This is a genomic window from Thermodesulfobacteriota bacterium, from assembly GCA_030583865.1.
GTDB lineage: Bacteria > Desulfobacterota > GWC2-55-46 > GWC2-55-46 > GWC2-55-46 > UBA5799.
Genome location: CP129479.1, coordinates 660,587 through 678,361, shown reverse-complemented (window position 1 = coordinate 678,361; position 17,775 = coordinate 660,587). Strand labels below are relative to the sequence as shown.

Sequence of the window (17,775 nt, the reverse complement as noted above, 5' to 3'; positions counted from 1 at the left end):
GGCACCTCCCTGGGCTGGATTTGTGGGCCTGCATTCAATTATATCATAATGCGGCAACCTCTAAAAAATTAGAGATTTTTCACGCAATCAAGGAAGGCCGGGAATAAAAAGCGGAGCATATATATGCCAATATGTGAGCATTTTTATTTCAGGCCTGACGCAGAGTCCGGGAAAAAGATCAATTTTTAGAGTTGCCGCACATCAATGCAGGTGCCCGCGCCCCCTGTGGGCTATCTTCCGGAATATGTCGTTTGGCTCGCACCCGGAGCACTCGGCCTGCAGGGTGGTGTAGAAGATATGGTGGTCGTGCGCGAGCTTCTCGTTGATCTCATTGAATATCTCCCCCATCCTCCACCTCTGGGTCGGCACTATGTCCACGTGCGCGCTCAGGGCGTAGACGTTGTGGCATATGGACCAGATGTGCAGGCTGTGCACTCCTGATACGCCCTCGGGCGAGAGTATATCGTCCCTGACCCTCCCGAAATCTATGTCCCTCGGAACCCCCTCAAGGAGTATGTGAGAGGACTCCCTTATTATCTTTACCGCCCCGTTTATGATAAGCGCGCAGATGGCCATGCTTATGAGCGGGTCGATGGGATACCATCCCGTGAAATGTATCACGACGGCCGAGATTATGACTCCCACCGAGGCAGCCGCGTCGCCCACGACGTGTATGAAGGCGCTCCTGACGTTCAGGTCCTCCTTTGCGTGGCCGTGGAGCCACTTCGCGACCATCAGGTTCACGACCAGGCCTATGGAGCCCACGATGAGCACCCCGGCGCTCTCGACGGGCTCGGGGTTGGAGAAGCGGAGGAGGCCCTTGTAGAAGATGAAGCCGGTTATGAGGACGAGGACGAAGCTGTTGATGAACGACACGAAGACCTCGACCCTGTGAAAGCCGTAGGTCCTTTTCTCGGTCGGCGGAAGCTCGGCTATGTATATTGCGAAAAGCGAGAGCGAAAGCGCGAAGACGTCCATGAAGACGTGCGCCGCGTCGGTCATGAGGGCGAGCGAGTTCGTAAGGAAACCGCCTACCAGCTCGGCGATGAAGATGATGCTCGTAAGCGTTATGGATACGAGGAGGCGCTTTTTTAGGCCGGAGTCGGCTTCAACCCCCTCATGCCCGTGAGTGTCATGTTTATGTATGTCCATCAGGACCCTTTTTATTAAGGCAATCTCTAAAAATTAGAGATTTTTCCCGCAATCAAGGAAGGGCGGGAATTAAAAAGCGGAGCATATATGTGAATATGTGAGCATTTTTATTCACGTCCTGACGCAGAGTCCGGGGAAAAGATCAATTTTTAGAGGTTGCCTATCGGATTACCCAAATATTCTCCTTCTTCAATGATACCTTGATACGCTGGCCCGCCGCAAGTCCAAGTTTTCTAAGCACAAAATTGGGAAGCTCCGCCTTTAGCGGGGTGCTGCCCTCCCCTGCCTCCAGGTAGAGTATGTGGGTCGAACCCCTGCCGACAGTGCCCGTTATCATGCATTCGAGTATGTTGTCCTGGACCTTCCCGAGCACCCTGTCCGGCCTGATGATTAGTATCTCCTCGGGACGTATGCAGAAAGAGACGTCCGTCCCGGGGCCCAGTGCCGGGCCGGGCGGCAATGGGGCCTTTACCATGCCTATGTCCGGGTTGTCTATGATGACGTGCGGCCCCTCCAGGGCGGCAACTCTTCCTGAAAAGATATTGCGCACACCCATGAACCTGGCCACGTTCCTCGTAAGCGGCCTGTAAAAGACGTCCTCCTGGGTGCCGGCCTGCTCGATAGCGCCGTTATTTATGACCGCTATCCTTTTGCCCAGCATGAAGGCCTCTTCGAGGTCGTGGGTTACGAGGACCGTCGTAATGGGGTAGATGCGGTGGATATTGAGGAGGTCGGCCCTGAGCTTTTCCCTTACCTGGTAGTCAAGGGCCGAGAAGGGCTCGTCAAGGAGGAGCACCCTGGGCCCGGCCGCAAGGGTCCTCGCGAGGGCCGTCCTCTGCTTCTGCCCGCCCGAGAGCTCGTGCGGGTATCTCTTTTCAAGCCCCGAGAGCCTCATTACGGTAATAAGCTCCCCTACCTTCTTCCGGGCCCCGTCCTTGTTCCCGCCCACTATGCCGTAGGCTATATTCTCCGATACGGTCATGTGCGGGAAAAGCGCGTAGTCCTGGAAGAGGTGCCCTACCTTCCTCTCCCTCATGGGCAGGTTCACGCCGGTATTCGAATCGAAAAGCGTCTCGCCCCCGGCGGCCACCCTGCCCTCGTCAGGCCTGACTATGCCGGAGATCATCTTCAGGACCAGGCTCTTGCCTGCGCCGGAAGGGCCGAAGAGCACCAGAAGCTCCTCGTCTAGCGACAGGTCCACGTCGAGGCTGAAGCCGGAAAGCCTTTTACGGAGGGATATCTCCAGCATCTCAGAACCTCACCCGGCTGAACCTGTTGGCTATGAAGAGCACAGTGAACGAGAAAAGCGTTATTATGCCGACGAGCAGGTTGGCGGTCGCGTAGTCCCCGGCCTGGACCGCGTCGTAAATGGCTATGGGGAGGGTCTGGGTGAGGCCCGGGATGTTCCCTGCTATCATGAGCGTTGCGCCGAACTCGCCGGTTGCGCGCGCAAAGGCCATGACCGCGCCCGCGAATAGCCCCCGCCACGCAAGCGGCAGGGTTATGGTCGTTATTACCTGCAGCTCGGTCTTTCCGAGGAGCCTTGCCGCGTCCTCGAGCTCTGAGCCCACGCCTTCGAGCGCGGCCCTCGCGGGCTTTACAAAAAGCGGGAGCGACGAGATGAACGCGGCTATGACCGCCCCCTTCCAGGTGAAAACGAGCTCGATGCCGAGCGTGTCGGAGAGGAAGGCCCCGAGCCGGCCCGACCTGCCGAATGCCGTGAGCAGATAATATCCGAGTACCGTCGGCGGGATGACGAGCGGCTGCATTATGACCACGTCGACGAGACTTTTCCCCCAAAAATCCCGCTTTGCCATGACCCATGCGAGGACAAGGCCTACGGCGACGGTTATTACAGTCGCCGTGAGCGATACCTTTACGGTAATGTAAAGCGGAAAGAGATCCATCTATTCAGAGCCTTCCGGAAGCATGAAGCCGTATTTTTTCATTATCAAGGCGCCCTTCGGCCCCTTGACGAACCTTATGAAGTCCCTTGCAGCTTTGGCCTCTTTCGACGTACTTACCACTGCGGCAGCCTGGTCGATGGGGCTATGCATCCCCTCGGGTATGATGGTGTAGTCTATCTCCGGCACGTCCGCGACCGAAAGGGCCACTATACCGACCGGGGCGTTTCCTGACTGGACGAACTGGAGCGTCTGCCTTATGTTCTCTCCGTAGACGAGCCTGGTTTTCACTTTGTCCCAAACACCAGCGGATTTCATCGCCTCCATAGCGGCCTTTCCATAGGGCGCGTGGTCGGGGTTTGCTATGGCTATCCTGTACGTACCATTGACAAGGCCTTCAAGCCCCTCTACCCTTATCCCCGGCCCCTTCCGGACGGCCAGCACGATCCGGCCACTGGCATATGGCTCTATTGTCTCCGGAATCACCTTGCCCTTCTCTGCAAGCGAGTCTATATAGCTCTTGTTGGCGGCGAAAAACGCGTCGAAGGGCGCGCCGTGCTCTATCTGCTTGGCGAGCATCCCGGTCGAGCCCATCGAGAGCACCACCTTCCAACCCGTCTCCTTCTCGAACAGAGCGGCCATCTCCCTGAAGGCGAAGGCAAGGTCAGCGGCGCCAGCTACCGTTAGCTGCCTTTCTCCGGCTACAGTGGGGAACGGACATATTACTTGCGCTAGAAAAAGGAATGAAAGGAATACCGCCCTGAGCATCTGGTTGCGCCCCTCCGTAAGCAAAAAAAAAACCAACCGCCACGGAAAGGGGTTGGCACGTCAATCTCCTTTCCAGTGGGGAGGCCAAACCGTTTCCAGCAGGGCCCTATCGGCCAACCCCCGTGGCGCGGCCCTGAAAAGGACCGGCTTTAGGCAGGATGGCTCGGAGATCGTTTTATATTCAACTTTTAGAGCCGGGGCCCGGCGATGAATAAGCCCCTCAACGAAAAAATATTACCACGGGAAAAACATGCGAGTCAAGGCGCGCTTGAGCTCGCCCCCTCGAAAGGTATCGTAAAGCCGAAGGTAACGCCCCTCTCTTTCCCGGCCTCTACCCAGACCCTTCCGCCGTGGGCCTCTACAAAACTCTTTACGATGCTGAGTCCCAGCCCGGCGCCGCCGGTCTTTACACCTTCGGCGGTCTGGTAGAAGGCGTCGAATATTCTTTCAGCCTCCTCCTGGGGAATGCCCTTCCCGTCGTTCCAGACCGTGAACTTGAGGCCGTCAGGACCTGCTTCCGCCGAGAGGTCCACGATTTCCGAGGCGTGCTTGAAGGCATTGCTCAAGAGGTTGTAAATGACCCTCCTCAGCTTGTCCTCGTCCGCGTAGACCTCGAAATCGAGGGATCCGTCCGACATGGGCGCGCCGCCGGCGAAAAGCTTTTTCCCCGAGCCCTCGAAGGGAAGGGCCGCGTCCCTGACGATGTCCGGGAGCTTTACGGCCCCCTTCCTCAACGCCAGCTTGCCGTTCTCGGCCCTGCTGAACTCGAGTATGTCGGAGGTCATGGATTCTATTTTCTGGGCCGAGGAGAGTATCACGTTCAGCTTCTTCCTGGACTTTTCAGAAAGCTCCTGGCCCATGAGCAGGAGCTCGGAGTTTATGGAAATCGAGGTAAGCGGCCCCCTGATGTCATGGACGATATGGTCTATGTACATCTTCCGGAGCTTCTCGAGCTTCTTCTCCCTGGCCATGTTGAAGGCGATGCCAAGGAAGTTCCTTATCTCGCCCTGCTCGTCCTTTATCGCGTTTATCGAAAGGAGCACCGGCACCTCCGTGCCGTCCCGGGCGATATTTATTATCTCCCCCCTCCAGAAGCCTTTCGAGGGGTCGAGAATGTCATTCCACATCGTCTCGTAGAGGCCCACAGTCGAGTGATGGGATTTTAGGATGCGCGGGTTTTTGCCCAGGACCTCGTGCCTCTGGTAGCCGTAGGTATCGAGGAAAGCGGGGTTTACGTCTATTATGGAGCCGTCCCGGTCGGTTATGGCGACCCCGTCATTGGAGAACTTGAATATGCGCCTGAACTCCTCGGTAAGGAAGGCAGGAAGACCGCTCTTCCTGACCGACAGCGTAAGGAGGACGGAATAGAGCGCGCCCGTGCGGTCCCTCAAGTGGTGTATTGACATGTACGGCTCGGAGACCGTCCCGTCCTTCCGGAGTATGCCCGTCTTTCTGGAAGCGTGGTGCGGCTCATCCTCGGGGCCGTTGAGAAGAACCTCTACAGGGGACTCCGCTCCGGGCGGGACCAGGATGGAGAACTCCCTTCCCATTACCTCCTCCGATGAATAGCCGAGCATCTCCTCGAGGCTGTGGCTGAACCTTATTATGCGCCCCTGCCTGTCGAGGCTGAGGCTGCCTTCCTTCAACATCTTCGTTTACCCTTGTATGGAAGGACCTTTCGAAATAAAAGGCCGATGGATCAAATCCCCGGGTGGAAGCGCACCCCGACACGCCTGTTCCCGCCTTTTTCCATTACCCAGACCACATCCGCGTCGAGGACCCGCTGCGGGCCGCTGTCCGGGCTGAACCCGAGGGTCAGCAGGTCTCCAGGGCCAAGCTCCTCGGCGGTGTTGAACATGAGCCCCCCTGAGCTTATGTTCTCGATTACCGAGCTGAAAGAGACTGCATGGCCTGCTATTCTGAAGTCCAGCGGAAGCCCGGAGGCGAACCTCGGAGACGACCTCTTGTTCACCGAGAAGCCCGCCCCCAAAGTTGCCAATGTGCTTATTGCCAGCGGGCTCGGCCTTGACCTGCCCTTCTCCCACCTGTTAACCGTCGAGAAGCTTACTCCCAGCTCCCGCGCCAGCCTCTCCTGCGACCACCCGAATAAATACCTCAACCGCTTGATATCATCAGGACCCATATCCAGCACATCCCCCCTTAGGCCCAAGCATATGCTATAGCGAGCTACATAGCTTAGTACCATATAATAAAAAAATCAAGGGAGTTTTACGAAAAAAGAGCGGATTGTGCCTGCGGGTTAAAAAAAACATAACACAGGCAACCTACGAACATCTCCCCGGCCTTGAAAGGCCGGGGTTTCTGACCGTTTCTATGAACCTCTCCCCGGCCTGAAGGCCGGGGTATCGGGAAACCGTGAGGCGATATTGCCTCCGCTACGCCAGCTTACGCTGGCTTCGCTACGGGCGGCCATTCATCCCCGGCCTTGAAAGGCCGGGGTTTCTGACCGTTTCTCTAAAAATTAGAGTTTTTTCCCGCAATCAAGGAAGGCCGGGAATAAAAAGCGGAGCATATATGACAATATGTGAGCATTTTTATTCCCGGCCTGACACAGAGTCCGGGGAAAAGATCAATTTTTAGAGGTTGCCTACAACAGCTACTTGAGGATATGGTCGAGGAAGGATATCCCGTTCCGGGGGGCTCTTACTCCGAGCGCGGAGGCGATCGTCGCACCCAGGTCTGAAAAGGTCTGGCGCGTGCCGAGGTCCTCTCCGGGCCGGACGGCATCGCCGTATACGAGTAGCGGGACATGCTCCCTCGAATGGTCGGTCGAGGGGGTCGTGGGGTCGCAGCCGTGGTCGCCGGTAATGAAAAGGATATCATCCGGGCCGAGCCTTTCCATTATCTCAGGGAGGCGCGCATCCATGCGGCTCAATGCCTCCGCGAACCCGCGGGGGTCGTTCCTGTGGCCGTAGTAGGTATCGAAGTCCACGAGGTTGGTGAAGACGAGCCCGCGCGACTTCCGCTCCATTACCTCGATGGTCCTGTCAATGCCGTCGTCGTTGCTCGAAGTGTGGACCTCGCTGGTAATGCCTTTGTGGACGAATATGTCGCCGATCTTTCCGATGCCCGCCACCTCGAGCCCGGCTTCTACTATGTTGTCGAGTAGGGTCTTGTACGGCGGCGGGACCGAAAAGTCCTTCCTTGCCGGGAGCCTCCTGAAGGCACCGGGCTCACCGGTGAACGGGCGCGCTATGACGCGCCCGATATTGTAGGCGTCGGCAATGAGCCTCGTCTTTTCGCATACCCTGTATAATCCTTCCACGGGCAGCACGCTTTCGTGCGCTGCAATCTGGAAGACGCTGTCAGCCGAGGTGTAGACTATGAGCTTCCTTGTCTTCAGGTGCTCCTCGCCGAAGCGCTCGATGATGTCGGTGCCCGAGGCGGTCTTGCCCCAGAGCCAGCCCCAGCCTGTCTCGTTCGTGAACGATTCCATTATCCCGGGTGGGAAGCCCTGGGGAAATACCGGGAAGGGCTTGTCCAGCACGACCCCGGCCATCTCCCAATGGCCGGTCGCGGTGTCCTTCCCCGGCGAGGCCTCCCTCATCCGGCCAAAAGAGCCGGAAGGCCTCTCAACGCGCGGTATCTCGCGCACGCCATCGATGTGCCCGAGGCCCAGGGATGCGAGAACAGGCACCTTGAGCCCGTTGACCGCGCGGGAGGTATTGTCGAGCGTATGGGAGCCTTCGTCGCCGTACGCCTCCGCGTCAGGGAGCTCGCCTATTCCAAGGCCGTCGAACACGATAAGGATTACCCGGTCGAAATGCGGCATCAGCCCCCGGCCCCTCCCTGGAGCCTGTAGCCCCGCGGGGTAACCATCCTCCCCAGCGCGAGGAAGGTGGATGAGTTCCCTATTATGAGGATAGTAAGCATGTCTATCCTGTCGTAAAGGGCGCTGACGTTGTCGAGGGTGGTCAATACGGCGTCCTCGTCGGCGCGCGAAGCGTTACGTACTATGCCGACCGGGGTCGAGCCCTTCCTGTGGCGGCCTATGATGGAAAGGGCCTTGCCGAGGCCCTCGACCCTTTTGGAGCTTTTCGGGTTGTAGAGCACGAGGACGAAGTCGGCCCTGGCAGCCGCATCGAGCCTTTCTTCTATGACCTTCCAGTCCGTTAAAAGGTCGGAAAGCGAGATGGACGCGAAGTCGTGCATGAGCGGGGCGCCGAGAAGGGCCGAAGCCGCTGCAAATGCCGGGACGCCCGGCACGACCTCCACCTCCAAATCCCCGTTTCCAGAGGCGGCAAGAAGCTCGAAGACGAGCCCCGCCATGCCGTAGATGCCAGCGTCGCCCGAGGAGACGACGGCCACCTTCTTACCTTCCCTGGCAAACTCGATCGCCTGGGCGCAGCGCTCGACCTCATGGGTCATGCCCGTTGAGAAGACCTTCTTCCCCTCTGCGAGGTGTTTTACGAGGCCGACGTATCTCGTATAGCCCACGACGCAGTCGGCGGCCCTGATCATCTCGAGGGCCCTTCCGGTAAGGTGCCCGGGCCCTCCCGGCCCAATGCCTATGATGTAAACGGCGCCCTTGCCAGAGCCACCGTCACCCTGCCGCGTTTTATCTTCCTTAAGCATAGCTCCTTTGCCCCTGATGAGATGAGGGCGGCCGGCTCGGCCACCCCCCATGTGCCTGCGGTCTCTTTAACGAAAGCGGAGCGCGGCGAACGGGTTTCGACCCTCTTAAGCCGCGCGCTCCCGAAATACTCGACGCTTACCCGCATCTCTTTGGCGAGCGCCGTTATCCCCTTTTCGCCCCTCTTTAGCTCTACTGTAGCGAAGCCCTTTATCGAAAGCGGCGATACAGCGGCTTTCCTTAGCGCGGCCCGGAGCGCCTTTTTTATCTCCTCTTTCGGGACGCCCTTTCCGCAGCCTATGCCGGCGACTACATCCCTGGGCCTTAATATCAGAGTCCGTTTCGCTTCCGGACCGGAGTTTTTCCGGACCCCGCTCGTTACGTGTATTATTGCCTCGCCCTCCTTCAGCCGCCGGGGCGCGCCATTCGCGAATTTGAAACAGCCATTCCCGAACCGTTCCCTAATGGCCTTGAGACGGGCCTTGTCGGTATCGGCCACGTGGACAGTCATGCCGCCCAGTATGGCGGAGTTTACGGCCTTGATGCCGCCCGGGTTTTCGATCGAGAGCGAGAAGGCCTCCGCGATATCCTCTGCCGAGGGGAGGCCCCATAGCTCGGTCGCCGTCGTTATGACGGGGGCCGCATTGAGGGCAGCGGCTAACTCCGCTGCGAGCCTGTTGGCGCCCCCGAGGTGGCCGGAAAGGAGGCTTATCGCGAAGCGCGCCCTCTCGTCGACGACCACGACCGCGGGGTCGAGGTGCTTGGCCTTGACGAGCGGCGCTATGGCCCTTATTGCTATTCCAACTGCAGAGACGAAGACGAGCGCCCCTGAGCGCTTGAAGGCAAAAGCGGCCTTTTTCCTCAGGCCACCGTCCTTGAGCTCTTCCGGGGAGAAGACCTTGACGCCCTTCAAGGCGGCTTCAATCCTCTTTGAGACCTTAAGCCCCCTACGGGTCACCGCGAATACCGCTATCCCGGCCCTTGCGTCAGCTCGCCCGATCAACTGCCCGTATCACCTCTTCAAGTCTTCCGGTCATGAGCCTGAAAAGCCTCTCGCCTTTTTCCTTGGTAGCCTTTGCCGGGTTTCCCCAGACCGCCCCTTTCCAGTACTTGAGCTTGTCTCTTACGACAAGCGGCTTCGGGAACGCCGGGTACTCCTCCTTGGCCCTGCCGTTTACGAGCCCCGGCGCGAGGTGGAGCATGAGGGACGTCTCCATCTCGCCGGCGTGGGAGTCGTTCCTTGTCTCCGCGATCTCGCCCGCTTCCTTTCCGAGGACATCGTATATCGAGAAGGCGGCAAGCCTCAAGCCGGGAAGCTCTTTCACGAGCCCCTCGGAAGCCTCCTTCATGGCAGACACATGGATCCCGCCGCCGTGCCCGGAGACGAGGATTATCTTCCTGACCCCCTGCTCATAGGCGGCACGGACCATGTCCGTTACGAACGCCCTCAGGGTCGGCGCGCTTATCCCGATGGTTCCCGGGTGCTCTGCGGTCGAGGTGCAGACGCCGTACTGGAGAGGCGGCGCCATTATTACGTCCTTTCTTTCGGAAGCGACCTTCCGCACCGTCTCGCGTATTATTAGAGTATCGGTATTCAACGGGAGGTGCGTGCCGTGGGCCTCGACTGTGCCGAACGGCACGATAAGGGCCGCTTTCGGCACAAGCCTTTTGAATTCCTTCATCGTCAACTCGCCGAGGAGCATGGCGTCACCTCCTTCGAATGCAGCTTCCGCTAATAGCTGAACCTTATTACCTTCGGGCCTCTGGGCTCGGGGAGGCTTTCCTGAACGGCTTTGCAGCCAGGTACCCTATGGAGCCCAGGGCCGCGCCGACCCCGTTCGCGAGCGCGTCATAGACGTCGCCCGTACGGGTCGATGTCAGGGCGGACTGGAGGAATTCCATGAACGCCCCGAAGATGGAAGCCGCCAAAAAGGCCGCCAGGACCGCGGGTGCCTTCCAGCCCGGCATTGAAGCCGAGAACGCCCTCATGAGGAGCCATGCCAGTCCTCCATAGGCGAGCGCGTGGTAGGCCTTGTCCATGCCGATGATGTGGTCCTCGGCCTCGGCTGACGGCAAAAGCGACAGCACCGTTATGAGGAAGGCATACGGCAGTACCGGCCCCCAGCCCCGGAACGCGCTCATTTCCTGAACCCGTGGCTGAAGCCCGGGTCGTATAGCCTCGATTGCTCTACCGGGTCGTCGCCAATGGCCTTCCCGACTATTATCATTGCCTGCCTTTTGATGCCGGCCTCCCCGACCTTCTCCTTTATGTCCGCGAGAGTGCCTTTTACCACAAGCTCGTCCTCCCACGAGGCCCTGTATACGACCGCAACAGGCGTGTCCGGCGGGTAGCCGCATTGAAGCTCCCTTACGACCTCGTCCATCATGGAAACGCTCAGGAATATGCAGATGGTCGCGCCGTGCGCGGCAAGCGAACCGAGGCGCTCCTTCTCCGGGACAGGGGTCCTGCCTTCGAGCCTCGTGAAAATGACCGTCTGAGTCACGCCCGGGAGCGTAAGCTCCCTTTTGAGGGCCGCTGCCGAGGCAAAGGCCGACGAGACGCCCGGCACTATGCCGTAGGGGACGCCTGCCTTTTCCAGGGCCTCGGCCTGCTCCCTCAACGCTCCGTACAGGGAAGGGTCGCCGGTATGGAGCCTGACTACCCGCTTTCCCTTTCTGGATGCGTCTATCATGAGAGAGACTATCGCTCCGAGGTCCATGGAGGCGCTGTTATGCACCTCAGGGCCCTTTTCGCACCACTCCAGCACCTTCTCCCTCACGAGCGACCCGGCGTAAATGACGACCTCGGCGTCCTTGAGGAGCCTCATCCCCTTTACCGTTATAAGCTCCGGGTCGCCTGGGCCTGAGCCCACGAACCATACCCTGGAAGGCTCTCTATTTTTATCCTCAGCCATTCCTTCTCACTATTATCATGGAAAAATAACCGGGCTTGCTTCCCTTGACGGCCCTCAAGTCTGTAACAAGCTCTTCATCCGGCCAGCCCGCCCTTGAGACGAAAAAAGACCTCTCCAGAAGCCCGGCTTCTGTCAAGAGGTCGATCACCCCGTCAAGGGCCCTGTTCACCTTCATCAAAACTATCGTCTCGGCAGAGCCGAGCGCATCTCGCACCTTGTCGAGCTCGTAGGCCGCAGGTATAATTATAACCCTCTCGGCGGTTTCCGCAAGGGCGACAGGGAGCGCGGCTGCGGAGGCCGAGAAGGAGGCAACGCCGGGCACGACCCTTATCTCCGAGCCCGGCGAGAGCTCTTTTACGAAGGGCATGAGATAGCTGAATGTAGAATATATGAGCGGGTCGCCAAGGGTCACGAAGGCCGCGTCAATGCCTTGATTGAGTTTCGCGGAGATGAGCCGGGCCGCGCTCCTCCTCGATTCCCCAAGCGACTCGGAGTCCCTTGTCATGGGGAAAGGAAGCAGCAGGACCTCCTTCCCGGCAAGGTCAACGGCCTTCCTGACTATCGAGAGGGCGAGGCTTTCCTCACCTCCCTCTGATTTCGGCACTGCGAGCACCCCCGCAGCCCCTATGACCCTCACGGCCTTAAGGGTAAGTAGCTCCGGGTCGCCCGGCCCGACTCCTACTCCGTAGAATACGCCCGGCTTCGTCAAGGTTTTTTCCCGTATATTATGAATACCGGGTTGCAGGCGGCGAGCATATTCAACTCGCCTGCGGGCCTTGCCTTTGTAATCGACATCTGGATAAGCTCCTTTTCCCATCCCTTTTTCCCGAAAAATTCGAATGCTGCTGAGGCGGTCTCGAGCGTCACCGCGTTCACGACGGCCCTGCCCCCGGGCCTAAGCCTGCCTGCGGCGCAGGACAGTATCGCCTTTATTCCTTTGCCGCCGCCGCCCACGAATACCGCATCAGGGTCTGGAAGGCCCTTTAGTGCACCCGGCGCCTCGCCCTCTATTACGTCGAGGTTACTGCAGCCGAAGCGGCCCTTGTTCTCGCGTATGTCCGAGATACGTTTTCTGTCGCGCTCTATGGCGAAGACCTTTCCGCCTGTAAGGAGCGCGGCCTCTATGGCTATCGACCCGGAGCAGGCGCCTATGTCCCAGACCACGCTGCCTTCGGATAGCCCGAGCTTGGATATCGAGACGACCCTGAACTCCTCTTTCGTTATCATCCCGCCTGAATGCGAAAAGAGGCTGTCAGGGATGCCGAAACCGGTTCTACGGGCAGCGGGCCTTGAATCCTTAATGAGTATCAGGACGTTGAGCGGGGCAAAGGACCTTCTTCCGGATATCGATTCGAGCGTGCCCTCGGTCATCCTTTCATTTGCTCCGAGGGACTCGCAGACAAAGGCCCTGAAGCCTTCAAGGCCGCGCTCTTTTAGCTCCCTGCAGATCCGGGCCGGGGTGTTGGCCCCGTCGGTAAAGAGGGCGAGCTTCGCGTTTGAGGCCGCTTCTTTCGAGAGTAGCGCGTAATCCGCTTCCCTCCCGTGGACGCTAAGGAGCTTTACGCCGTTCATGTCCTCTTTTATGCGCGAGAAGGCCTCCTGTATAGCGCTCACGTTCGGGAGCACCCGGACTCGCTTTTTCCCGAACCTCCTTATGATGAACGAGCCTATGCCGAAGATGAGCGGGTCGCCGGTCGCAAGGACCGCGACGGGCCGCCTGTCCTTCCTTCCGAGATACTTTTCCATCTCGCGCGCGGCCTCTTCGAGCCCTCCAAGCCTGACCTTCGCGGCGGCAAGGCCCTGGAATTCATCAAGGTGCCTTTTCCCTCCGACAAGGAGGCCCGCCCTCCCTATTATGCCGAGCGCCTCGGGAAGGAGGCTATCCCTTCCCTGTATTCCTATACCTATTACGTATATCATCTTATGGAAGATATCTCCCCGTCATACCCTACAAGGATTGCGGTCACGGATTTCCCCTTGCCGAGTATCCTTTCCGCATTCCTTTTTACCAGAATAGAGACCTCGTCCAGCGCCTTCTCAAGGCCGTTTTCCTTCAAGATGAAAAACGCGTGCCTCGCGGTATTTGCCTCTCTTATCCGTTTGGCCAGCGTTTTCCCCGCGCCGAGCCTTTCGCAAAGCCCGGCCAGGAAATCGAGCTCTATGGGCGCGTCGCCGCAGTGCGTCTCGAAATGCCCTGCCGCGAGCTTTGTGAACTTTCCGAACTGGCCGGCGACGACCACCCTTTTTATCTCCGGCCTCGTGGCCGCGTCCCTGAGGGCGTAGCCCATGTGGTCGCCTGTGAGTACGCAGGCCGCCTCCGGGGCTTTGAGCCTTTTCTCCACGGCCTTTTCGCTCGACCGCCCGGTCGAGAAGACCACCTCATGAAGGCCGCTTGCCGCGGCCACGCTCACGCCGCACGAGATGGAATGGGTGTACGCGGCAAGGGACATGGGCTCGACGATGCCGGTAGTGCCTAAAATGGATATGCCGCCGACGATGCCGAGCCGGGGGTTCATGGTCTTCGCGGCAAGCTCGGCACCCCGGGGCACCGACACGGTCACGAGGAAAATCGGCTTTCTCCCATAAAGGGCGGCAGCCTCAATGACCGCCCGCCTTATCATGGCAAGCGGCACAGGGTTTATGGCGGGTTTTCCCGGCCTGACCTTCAGCCCGGGTTTCGTAACGACCCCTACTCCGGGACCGCCCCTGATCCTGACGGATGCGCGCTTCGCGTTCTCGCCGAGCGTCTCGACTTCGGCCACGAACTCGGCCTTGTCCGTCACATCCGGGTCGTCGCCCGCGTCCTTTACTATGACGGCCCTGGCGGAACCCTTCCCGCCCGCAACCGACTTTACCGGCACCCGCAATGTCCCGCCTCTTGGCAGCGGCACATCCACGTGTCCCGGCCTCAGGCCTCCCAGAAGCAAGAGCGCCGCTGCCTTTGCCCCGGCAGCGGCGCAAGTCCCGGTCGTATAACCTTTCCTGAGCTTACGCTCCGGCATTCCCTGTTGCCCTCTCGTTTTTCTTAAGGAGAAGGCCGAGTATGGCGCCGAGCGCGAGCGCAAGGAAGAACCCCTGCACCGTCTCCGGCTTCACGAGATGATACCTCTCGGGCTCCATCATGGAGAGGAAGTCACCGGCAAGGCGCAACACGACCCACAGCGCCGCCGAGATGAATACGGCCCTGAATACCGTCTTCCTGAACGGCAGGAACCTCCCGACCACGGCCAGGAGGCCGCCCGTTACGACCCCGAAGACGGCCCCGCCGAACGAGAAGGTGATGAAGTTCTGCGCGAAGCTCCCTTCAAAGGGGAAGACGCCGCTTAAGAAATTCGCAAGGTAGCAGAGCCACCCCCAGAGGACCCCGGCTATGGCGCCGGCCTTGATGCTGCTTTTTAGCGAAGTCATGGCCCCTCCGGTCAGTGGCACGGCATTCCGAGCACATGCCTGAAGTCGTGGAGGGTGTCGTGCACCCCGGGCGCGATCGACTCCATCCCGAAGGCGATCACCACCATCGCGAACGCCAGGGCCACGAGTATGATGCCAGGCATGAGCGCGTCCATGCCCCTTTCAAGTGTCCTTTCCATATCTGCTGCCTCCTTTTTGGTTTTAAGGGTGCCTCTAAAAATCAGGAATTTTCTCTGAGGTCAAGGAAGGGCGGAAATAAAAAGCGCAGCATATATAGGGAATATATGAGCATTTTTATTTCAGCCCTGACACAGAGATCAGGAAAAATAACTATTTTCAGAGATAGCCTTAACCGCGTTTGTTATCAATGCGGATTTAGCTAATCGTGCTCGTCATGCGTGGAGAACGGCCCGTGGCTGTGCCTGTGTACTATATCGCCGTGCCTGTGTTCGTGCTCGTGTATGATGTTAGCGGCAAGGAGCAGGTCCTTGTCCTTGAGTACCCCGCCTGCCGGCCCATCCGCCGCTATCGCATGCGATTCGTCCAGCACCAGAACCCTTTCCGAGAGGTCGCCCGCGAGGCTCAGGTCATGGGTTGCGATTATAACCGTTTTACCCAAGTCCCTCAAGGAGAGAAGGAGCTCGTAGAGCCAGACCTGGCTTCTCGGGTCGAGCCCGTTCGTGGGCTCATCCAGGAGGAGCACCCCCGGGTTTATCGCCAGGACCGACGCTATTGCCACCTTCTTCTTCTCTCCGCCGCTCAAGGAATACGGCGGCCTGTCCCTGAGCGATTCGATGCCGAGCATACTGAGGAGGTCCCCAGCCCTTTTCGCCGCCTCCCCGGCCCCCAGCCCGAGCTGGAGAGGGCCGAACGCGAGCTCGTCGAAGACCGTCGGGCAGAAGAGCTGCACGTCCGGCTCGGGGAAGACGAAGCCCACGCCTGACCTGAACCGGGCGAGGAACTCGCCTTTCAAGGCCTCTTCCGTTATCGGCCTGCCCTCGAAGAAGAGGCCTCCGGAGGACGGGAAGATGAGGCCGTCCAGGAGCTTGAGGAGGGTCGACTTCCCACTCCCGTTCGCCCCGAGTATGGCCAGGCATTCGCCCCTGGCGACGCTGAAGCTAACGCCTGAGAGGGCCGGGGCCGGGCCGTATGAGAAGCTTACCCCTTCAGCCCTCAGGACCTCTTCCGCTACGCGGCTCACGCGCCGAAGGAGAGGAAAAGGACGAAGCTCGCGAACCCGAGCCAGAGGTAGTCCCTTCCCCGGAGCGCCCGGGACGCAGCGACCTTAAGCTTCCCGTCAAAGCCCCTCGATACCATTGCCATGCCAACCTCTTCGGCAACGCCGTATGCCTTTTTAAGGAGGAGCGCAGCCCTTCCGGCGAACCAGGCCCGGGATTCAACCCCGCGGGCTCCGGTTATCGTCCTCGCTTTCCTCGCGAGGGCCGAGTCCTCGGCTATCTTTATAAGCACGAACGCGTACCTGAAGGTCAAAAAGAGCGCGCTGGCGAAAAACGCCGGGACGAACCTCCCGATCCCGCGGAAAAAATCAGCCTCCCTGGTCGTAAGCGAAAGGAGCATCGCAATCGAGACCATCGCAGCGACCCTCAAGAGGAAAAAACCCGCGCTACTGAGCCCCTCGCGAGTGACCGACGCCCCGAAAACGTCCAGGACTTCCTTCCCGGGCGTAACCGCGCCGAAGATAACGGGTACGGCTATGACGAACGTAAATACGAACGCCGGAAGCGTCCTCTTAACGAGGGTGCCCGGCCCTATCCGCGACACGGATGAAAGGGCAACGGCCAGGACGAGCACCCCTCCTAAAAAGATTGCGCTATGGGCAAGCGAGGCGGCTATTATGATGAAGAAAAAACCAGCAAGCTTTGCCCTGGGCTCGATTGCCTGGAGCGCCCCTTTTCTCGAAGAATAGTCTCCGGCAACATATACCCTTTTCATTGCCGAGGCGAAGTTGAAGAGGCTCCTTTCAATGAAGCCCGCGCTCCCGGCCTTCAGGAAGGCGGGCGCCTCTTCCCGGCCTTTAAGCCACTCCGGCAGGGTCACCTCCGCCATATCCTGCCCCAAGCGTATACGGCCGCGACCAGGAGCGCGCTCCCGAGGAGGGCCGACAGCATATATACGACCGGCTCAGGCAAGCCGCTCATCCGCGGAAGGCTGTAATCCGGGACAAGCCCCTTCCATGCCTCTCCGTACCTCTCCATCCCCGAGGGCACATAGCCTATGAGCTCTGCAAGCTCTTCCTTTCCCCATTCGCCCCAGGGCGTGCCGGACGCGATAAGCCCTGCGGGCGTAAGCACCGCAAGAACGGCCATCGCGATCCACAAGGGCTTAAGCGACCCTTTCCCCTCGTGGAGCAGGCCCCTATTCATCCCGTGCACATAGGATACCACAAGGGCGGTCCCGACAGCCTCGATGGGCCCAAAAAAGAAGAGGTGCGGCAGCATCATCGCCGGCACCGATATGGAGAGCGGGTACGGCGCGTAGAGCGGCCTGCCGTCGGCCCCGGCTGCCAGAAGAGGCTGCATGCCCAGCTCCACTGCCACGGCAAGGGCGGCCAGGTTTACGGCGACGTATGCCGCAACCGCCGCTGCGAAAAACCTTCTCCCGGGGCCAGGCTCGCCGAAGGCGAGCGCCCTGTAAATACCGTATCCCGAAAGGCTCATGACAACGGCCATATTGAAGCAGTTGGCCGCAAGCGCCATGAGACCGCCGTCTCCGAAGAGGAACGCCTGGAGCGCGAGCGCGAGGCTCATGGCGATTATCCCTGCCCAGGGCCCGAGGGCTATGGCCACGACCGCGCCGCCCGCCATGTGACCGGAAGAGCCGCCAGGGAGCGGGATGTTGAACATCATGATGACGAAGACGAATGCCGCGCCGAGCGCAAGTAAAGGCATCTCCCTGGGCTTCAGGGTCTTTTCCGCCCTCTTCGAGGCGAAGTACCAGACCGGGGCCATTGCCGCGTAAAAAACGCCGCAGGTCGCCGGGCTCAGGTATCCGTCAGGTATGTGCATTATCGCTC

The 17,775-nt window shown here is 59.5% G+C and carries 20 protein-coding genes and 1 riboswitch; all 20 genes read right to left on the bottom strand.

The features are described 5' to 3' along the window. Nucleotides 1–201: 201 nt before the first annotated feature. The 20 genes from QY316_03225 to cbiM all read right to left on the bottom strand — a co-directional run bounded on the left by QY316_03225 (nt 202) and on the right by cbiM (nt 17,767). The gene (locus QY316_03225; GenBank protein ID WKZ33433.1) at nt 202–1,152 is read right to left on the bottom strand and encodes a cation diffusion facilitator family transporter; all 951 of its coding nucleotides are present in this window, start codon (nt 1,150–1,152) and stop codon (nt 202–204) included. A gap of 160 nt (nt 1,153–1,312) precedes the next feature. Continuing rightward, a complete protein-coding gene (locus QY316_03220; GenBank protein ID WKZ33432.1) occupies nt 1,313–2,401 on the bottom strand; it encodes an ABC transporter ATP-binding protein in 1,089 nt (362 codons plus the stop codon). Nucleotide 2,402: 1 nt separating this feature from the next. Beyond that, the gene (gene modB, locus QY316_03215; protein WKZ33431.1) at nt 2,403–3,059 is read right to left on the bottom strand and encodes a molybdate ABC transporter permease subunit; all 657 of its coding nucleotides are present in this window, start codon (nt 3,057–3,059) and stop codon (nt 2,403–2,405) included. Beyond that, nucleotides 3,060–3,824, bottom strand: a complete 765-nt coding sequence (gene modA, locus QY316_03210) for a molybdate ABC transporter substrate-binding protein (GenBank protein WKZ33430.1) — start codon at nt 3,822–3,824, stop codon at nt 3,060–3,062. Between the two features lie 49 nt (nt 3,825–3,873). Next, a riboswitch (molybdenum cofactor riboswitch) is annotated at nt 3,874–4,005 on the bottom strand. A gap of 76 nt (nt 4,006–4,081) precedes the next feature. Further along, a complete protein-coding gene (locus QY316_03205) occupies nt 4,082–5,473 on the bottom strand; it encodes a PAS domain-containing sensor histidine kinase (protein WKZ33429.1) in 1,392 nt (463 codons plus the stop codon). A 50-nt stretch (nt 5,474–5,523) separates the two neighbouring features. After that, nucleotides 5,524–5,967: a PilZ domain-containing protein gene (locus QY316_03200; protein WKZ33428.1), complete on the bottom strand. Its 444-nt coding sequence runs from the start codon at nt 5,965–5,967 to the stop codon at nt 5,524–5,526. 474 nt (nt 5,968–6,441) lie between these two features. Next, nucleotides 6,442–7,617 (bottom strand): phosphopentomutase, encoded by a 1,176-nt coding sequence (locus QY316_03195; protein ID WKZ33427.1) that lies wholly within the window; start codon nt 7,615–7,617, stop codon nt 6,442–6,444. Continuing rightward, nucleotides 7,617–8,420 carry a precorrin-3B C(17)-methyltransferase gene (gene cobJ, locus QY316_03190; protein WKZ33426.1) on the bottom strand — a complete coding sequence of 268 codons (804 nt, stop codon included), beginning with the start codon at nt 8,418–8,420 and terminating at the stop codon, nt 7,617–7,619. Before cobJ ends, QY316_03195 begins: the two co-directional genes overlap by 1 nt. Further along, nucleotides 8,354–9,421: a cobalamin biosynthesis protein gene (locus QY316_03185; GenBank protein ID WKZ33425.1), complete on the bottom strand. Its 1,068-nt coding sequence runs from the start codon at nt 9,419–9,421 to the stop codon at nt 8,354–8,356. Before QY316_03185 ends, cobJ begins: the two co-directional genes overlap by 67 nt. Beyond that, nucleotides 9,405–10,121, bottom strand: a complete 717-nt coding sequence (locus tag QY316_03180) for a creatininase family protein (protein ID WKZ33424.1) — start codon at nt 10,119–10,121, stop codon at nt 9,405–9,407. Before QY316_03180 ends, QY316_03185 begins: the two co-directional genes overlap by 17 nt. A 46-nt stretch (nt 10,122–10,167) precedes the next feature. Continuing rightward, complete coding sequence (locus QY316_03175) at nt 10,168–10,560, bottom strand: VanZ family protein (protein ID WKZ33423.1); 393 nt, start codon at nt 10,558–10,560, stop codon at nt 10,168–10,170. Beyond that, complete coding sequence (gene cobM, locus QY316_03170; protein ID WKZ33422.1) at nt 10,557–11,333, bottom strand: precorrin-4 C(11)-methyltransferase; 777 nt, start codon at nt 11,331–11,333, stop codon at nt 10,557–10,559. The genes QY316_03175 and cobM overlap by 4 nt, the downstream gene beginning before the upstream one ends. Further along, nucleotides 11,326–12,042 (bottom strand): precorrin-2 C(20)-methyltransferase, encoded by a 717-nt coding sequence (gene cobI / locus QY316_03165; GenBank protein WKZ33421.1) that lies wholly within the window; start codon nt 12,040–12,042, stop codon nt 11,326–11,328. The genes cobM and cobI overlap by 8 nt, the downstream gene beginning before the upstream one ends. Beyond that, entirely contained in the window at nt 12,039–13,253 is a 1,215-nt protein-coding gene (cbiE, locus tag QY316_03160; protein WKZ33420.1) for a precorrin-6y C5,15-methyltransferase (decarboxylating) subunit CbiE, read from the bottom strand. Before cbiE ends, cobI begins: the two co-directional genes overlap by 4 nt. Further along, the gene (cbiD, locus tag QY316_03155; GenBank protein ID WKZ33419.1) at nt 13,250–14,335 is read right to left on the bottom strand and encodes a cobalt-precorrin-5B (C(1))-methyltransferase CbiD; all 1,086 of its coding nucleotides are present in this window, start codon (nt 14,333–14,335) and stop codon (nt 13,250–13,252) included. The genes cbiE and cbiD overlap by 4 nt, the downstream gene beginning before the upstream one ends. Beyond that, entirely contained in the window at nt 14,322–14,741 is a 420-nt protein-coding gene (locus QY316_03150; protein ID WKZ33418.1) for a hypothetical protein, read from the bottom strand. Before QY316_03150 ends, cbiD begins: the two co-directional genes overlap by 14 nt. A gap of 11 nt (nt 14,742–14,752) precedes the next feature. Further along, the gene (locus QY316_03145; protein ID WKZ33417.1) at nt 14,753–14,920 is read right to left on the bottom strand and encodes a CbtB domain-containing protein; all 168 of its coding nucleotides are present in this window, start codon (nt 14,918–14,920) and stop codon (nt 14,753–14,755) included. 200 nt (nt 14,921–15,120) lie between these two features. Further along, nucleotides 15,121–15,942, bottom strand: coding sequence for an ABC transporter ATP-binding protein (locus QY316_03140; GenBank protein WKZ33416.1), 822 nt, complete (start codon nt 15,940–15,942; stop codon nt 15,121–15,123). Beyond that, nucleotides 15,939–16,808: a cobalt ECF transporter T component CbiQ gene (gene cbiQ, locus QY316_03135; GenBank protein WKZ33415.1), complete on the bottom strand. Its 870-nt coding sequence runs from the start codon at nt 16,806–16,808 to the stop codon at nt 15,939–15,941. Before cbiQ ends, QY316_03140 begins: the two co-directional genes overlap by 4 nt. Beyond that, entirely contained in the window at nt 16,796–17,767 is a 972-nt protein-coding gene (gene cbiM / locus QY316_03130) for a cobalt transporter CbiM (protein WKZ33414.1), read from the bottom strand. Before cbiM ends, cbiQ begins: the two co-directional genes overlap by 13 nt. Nucleotides 17,768–17,775: the final 8 nt, after the last annotated feature.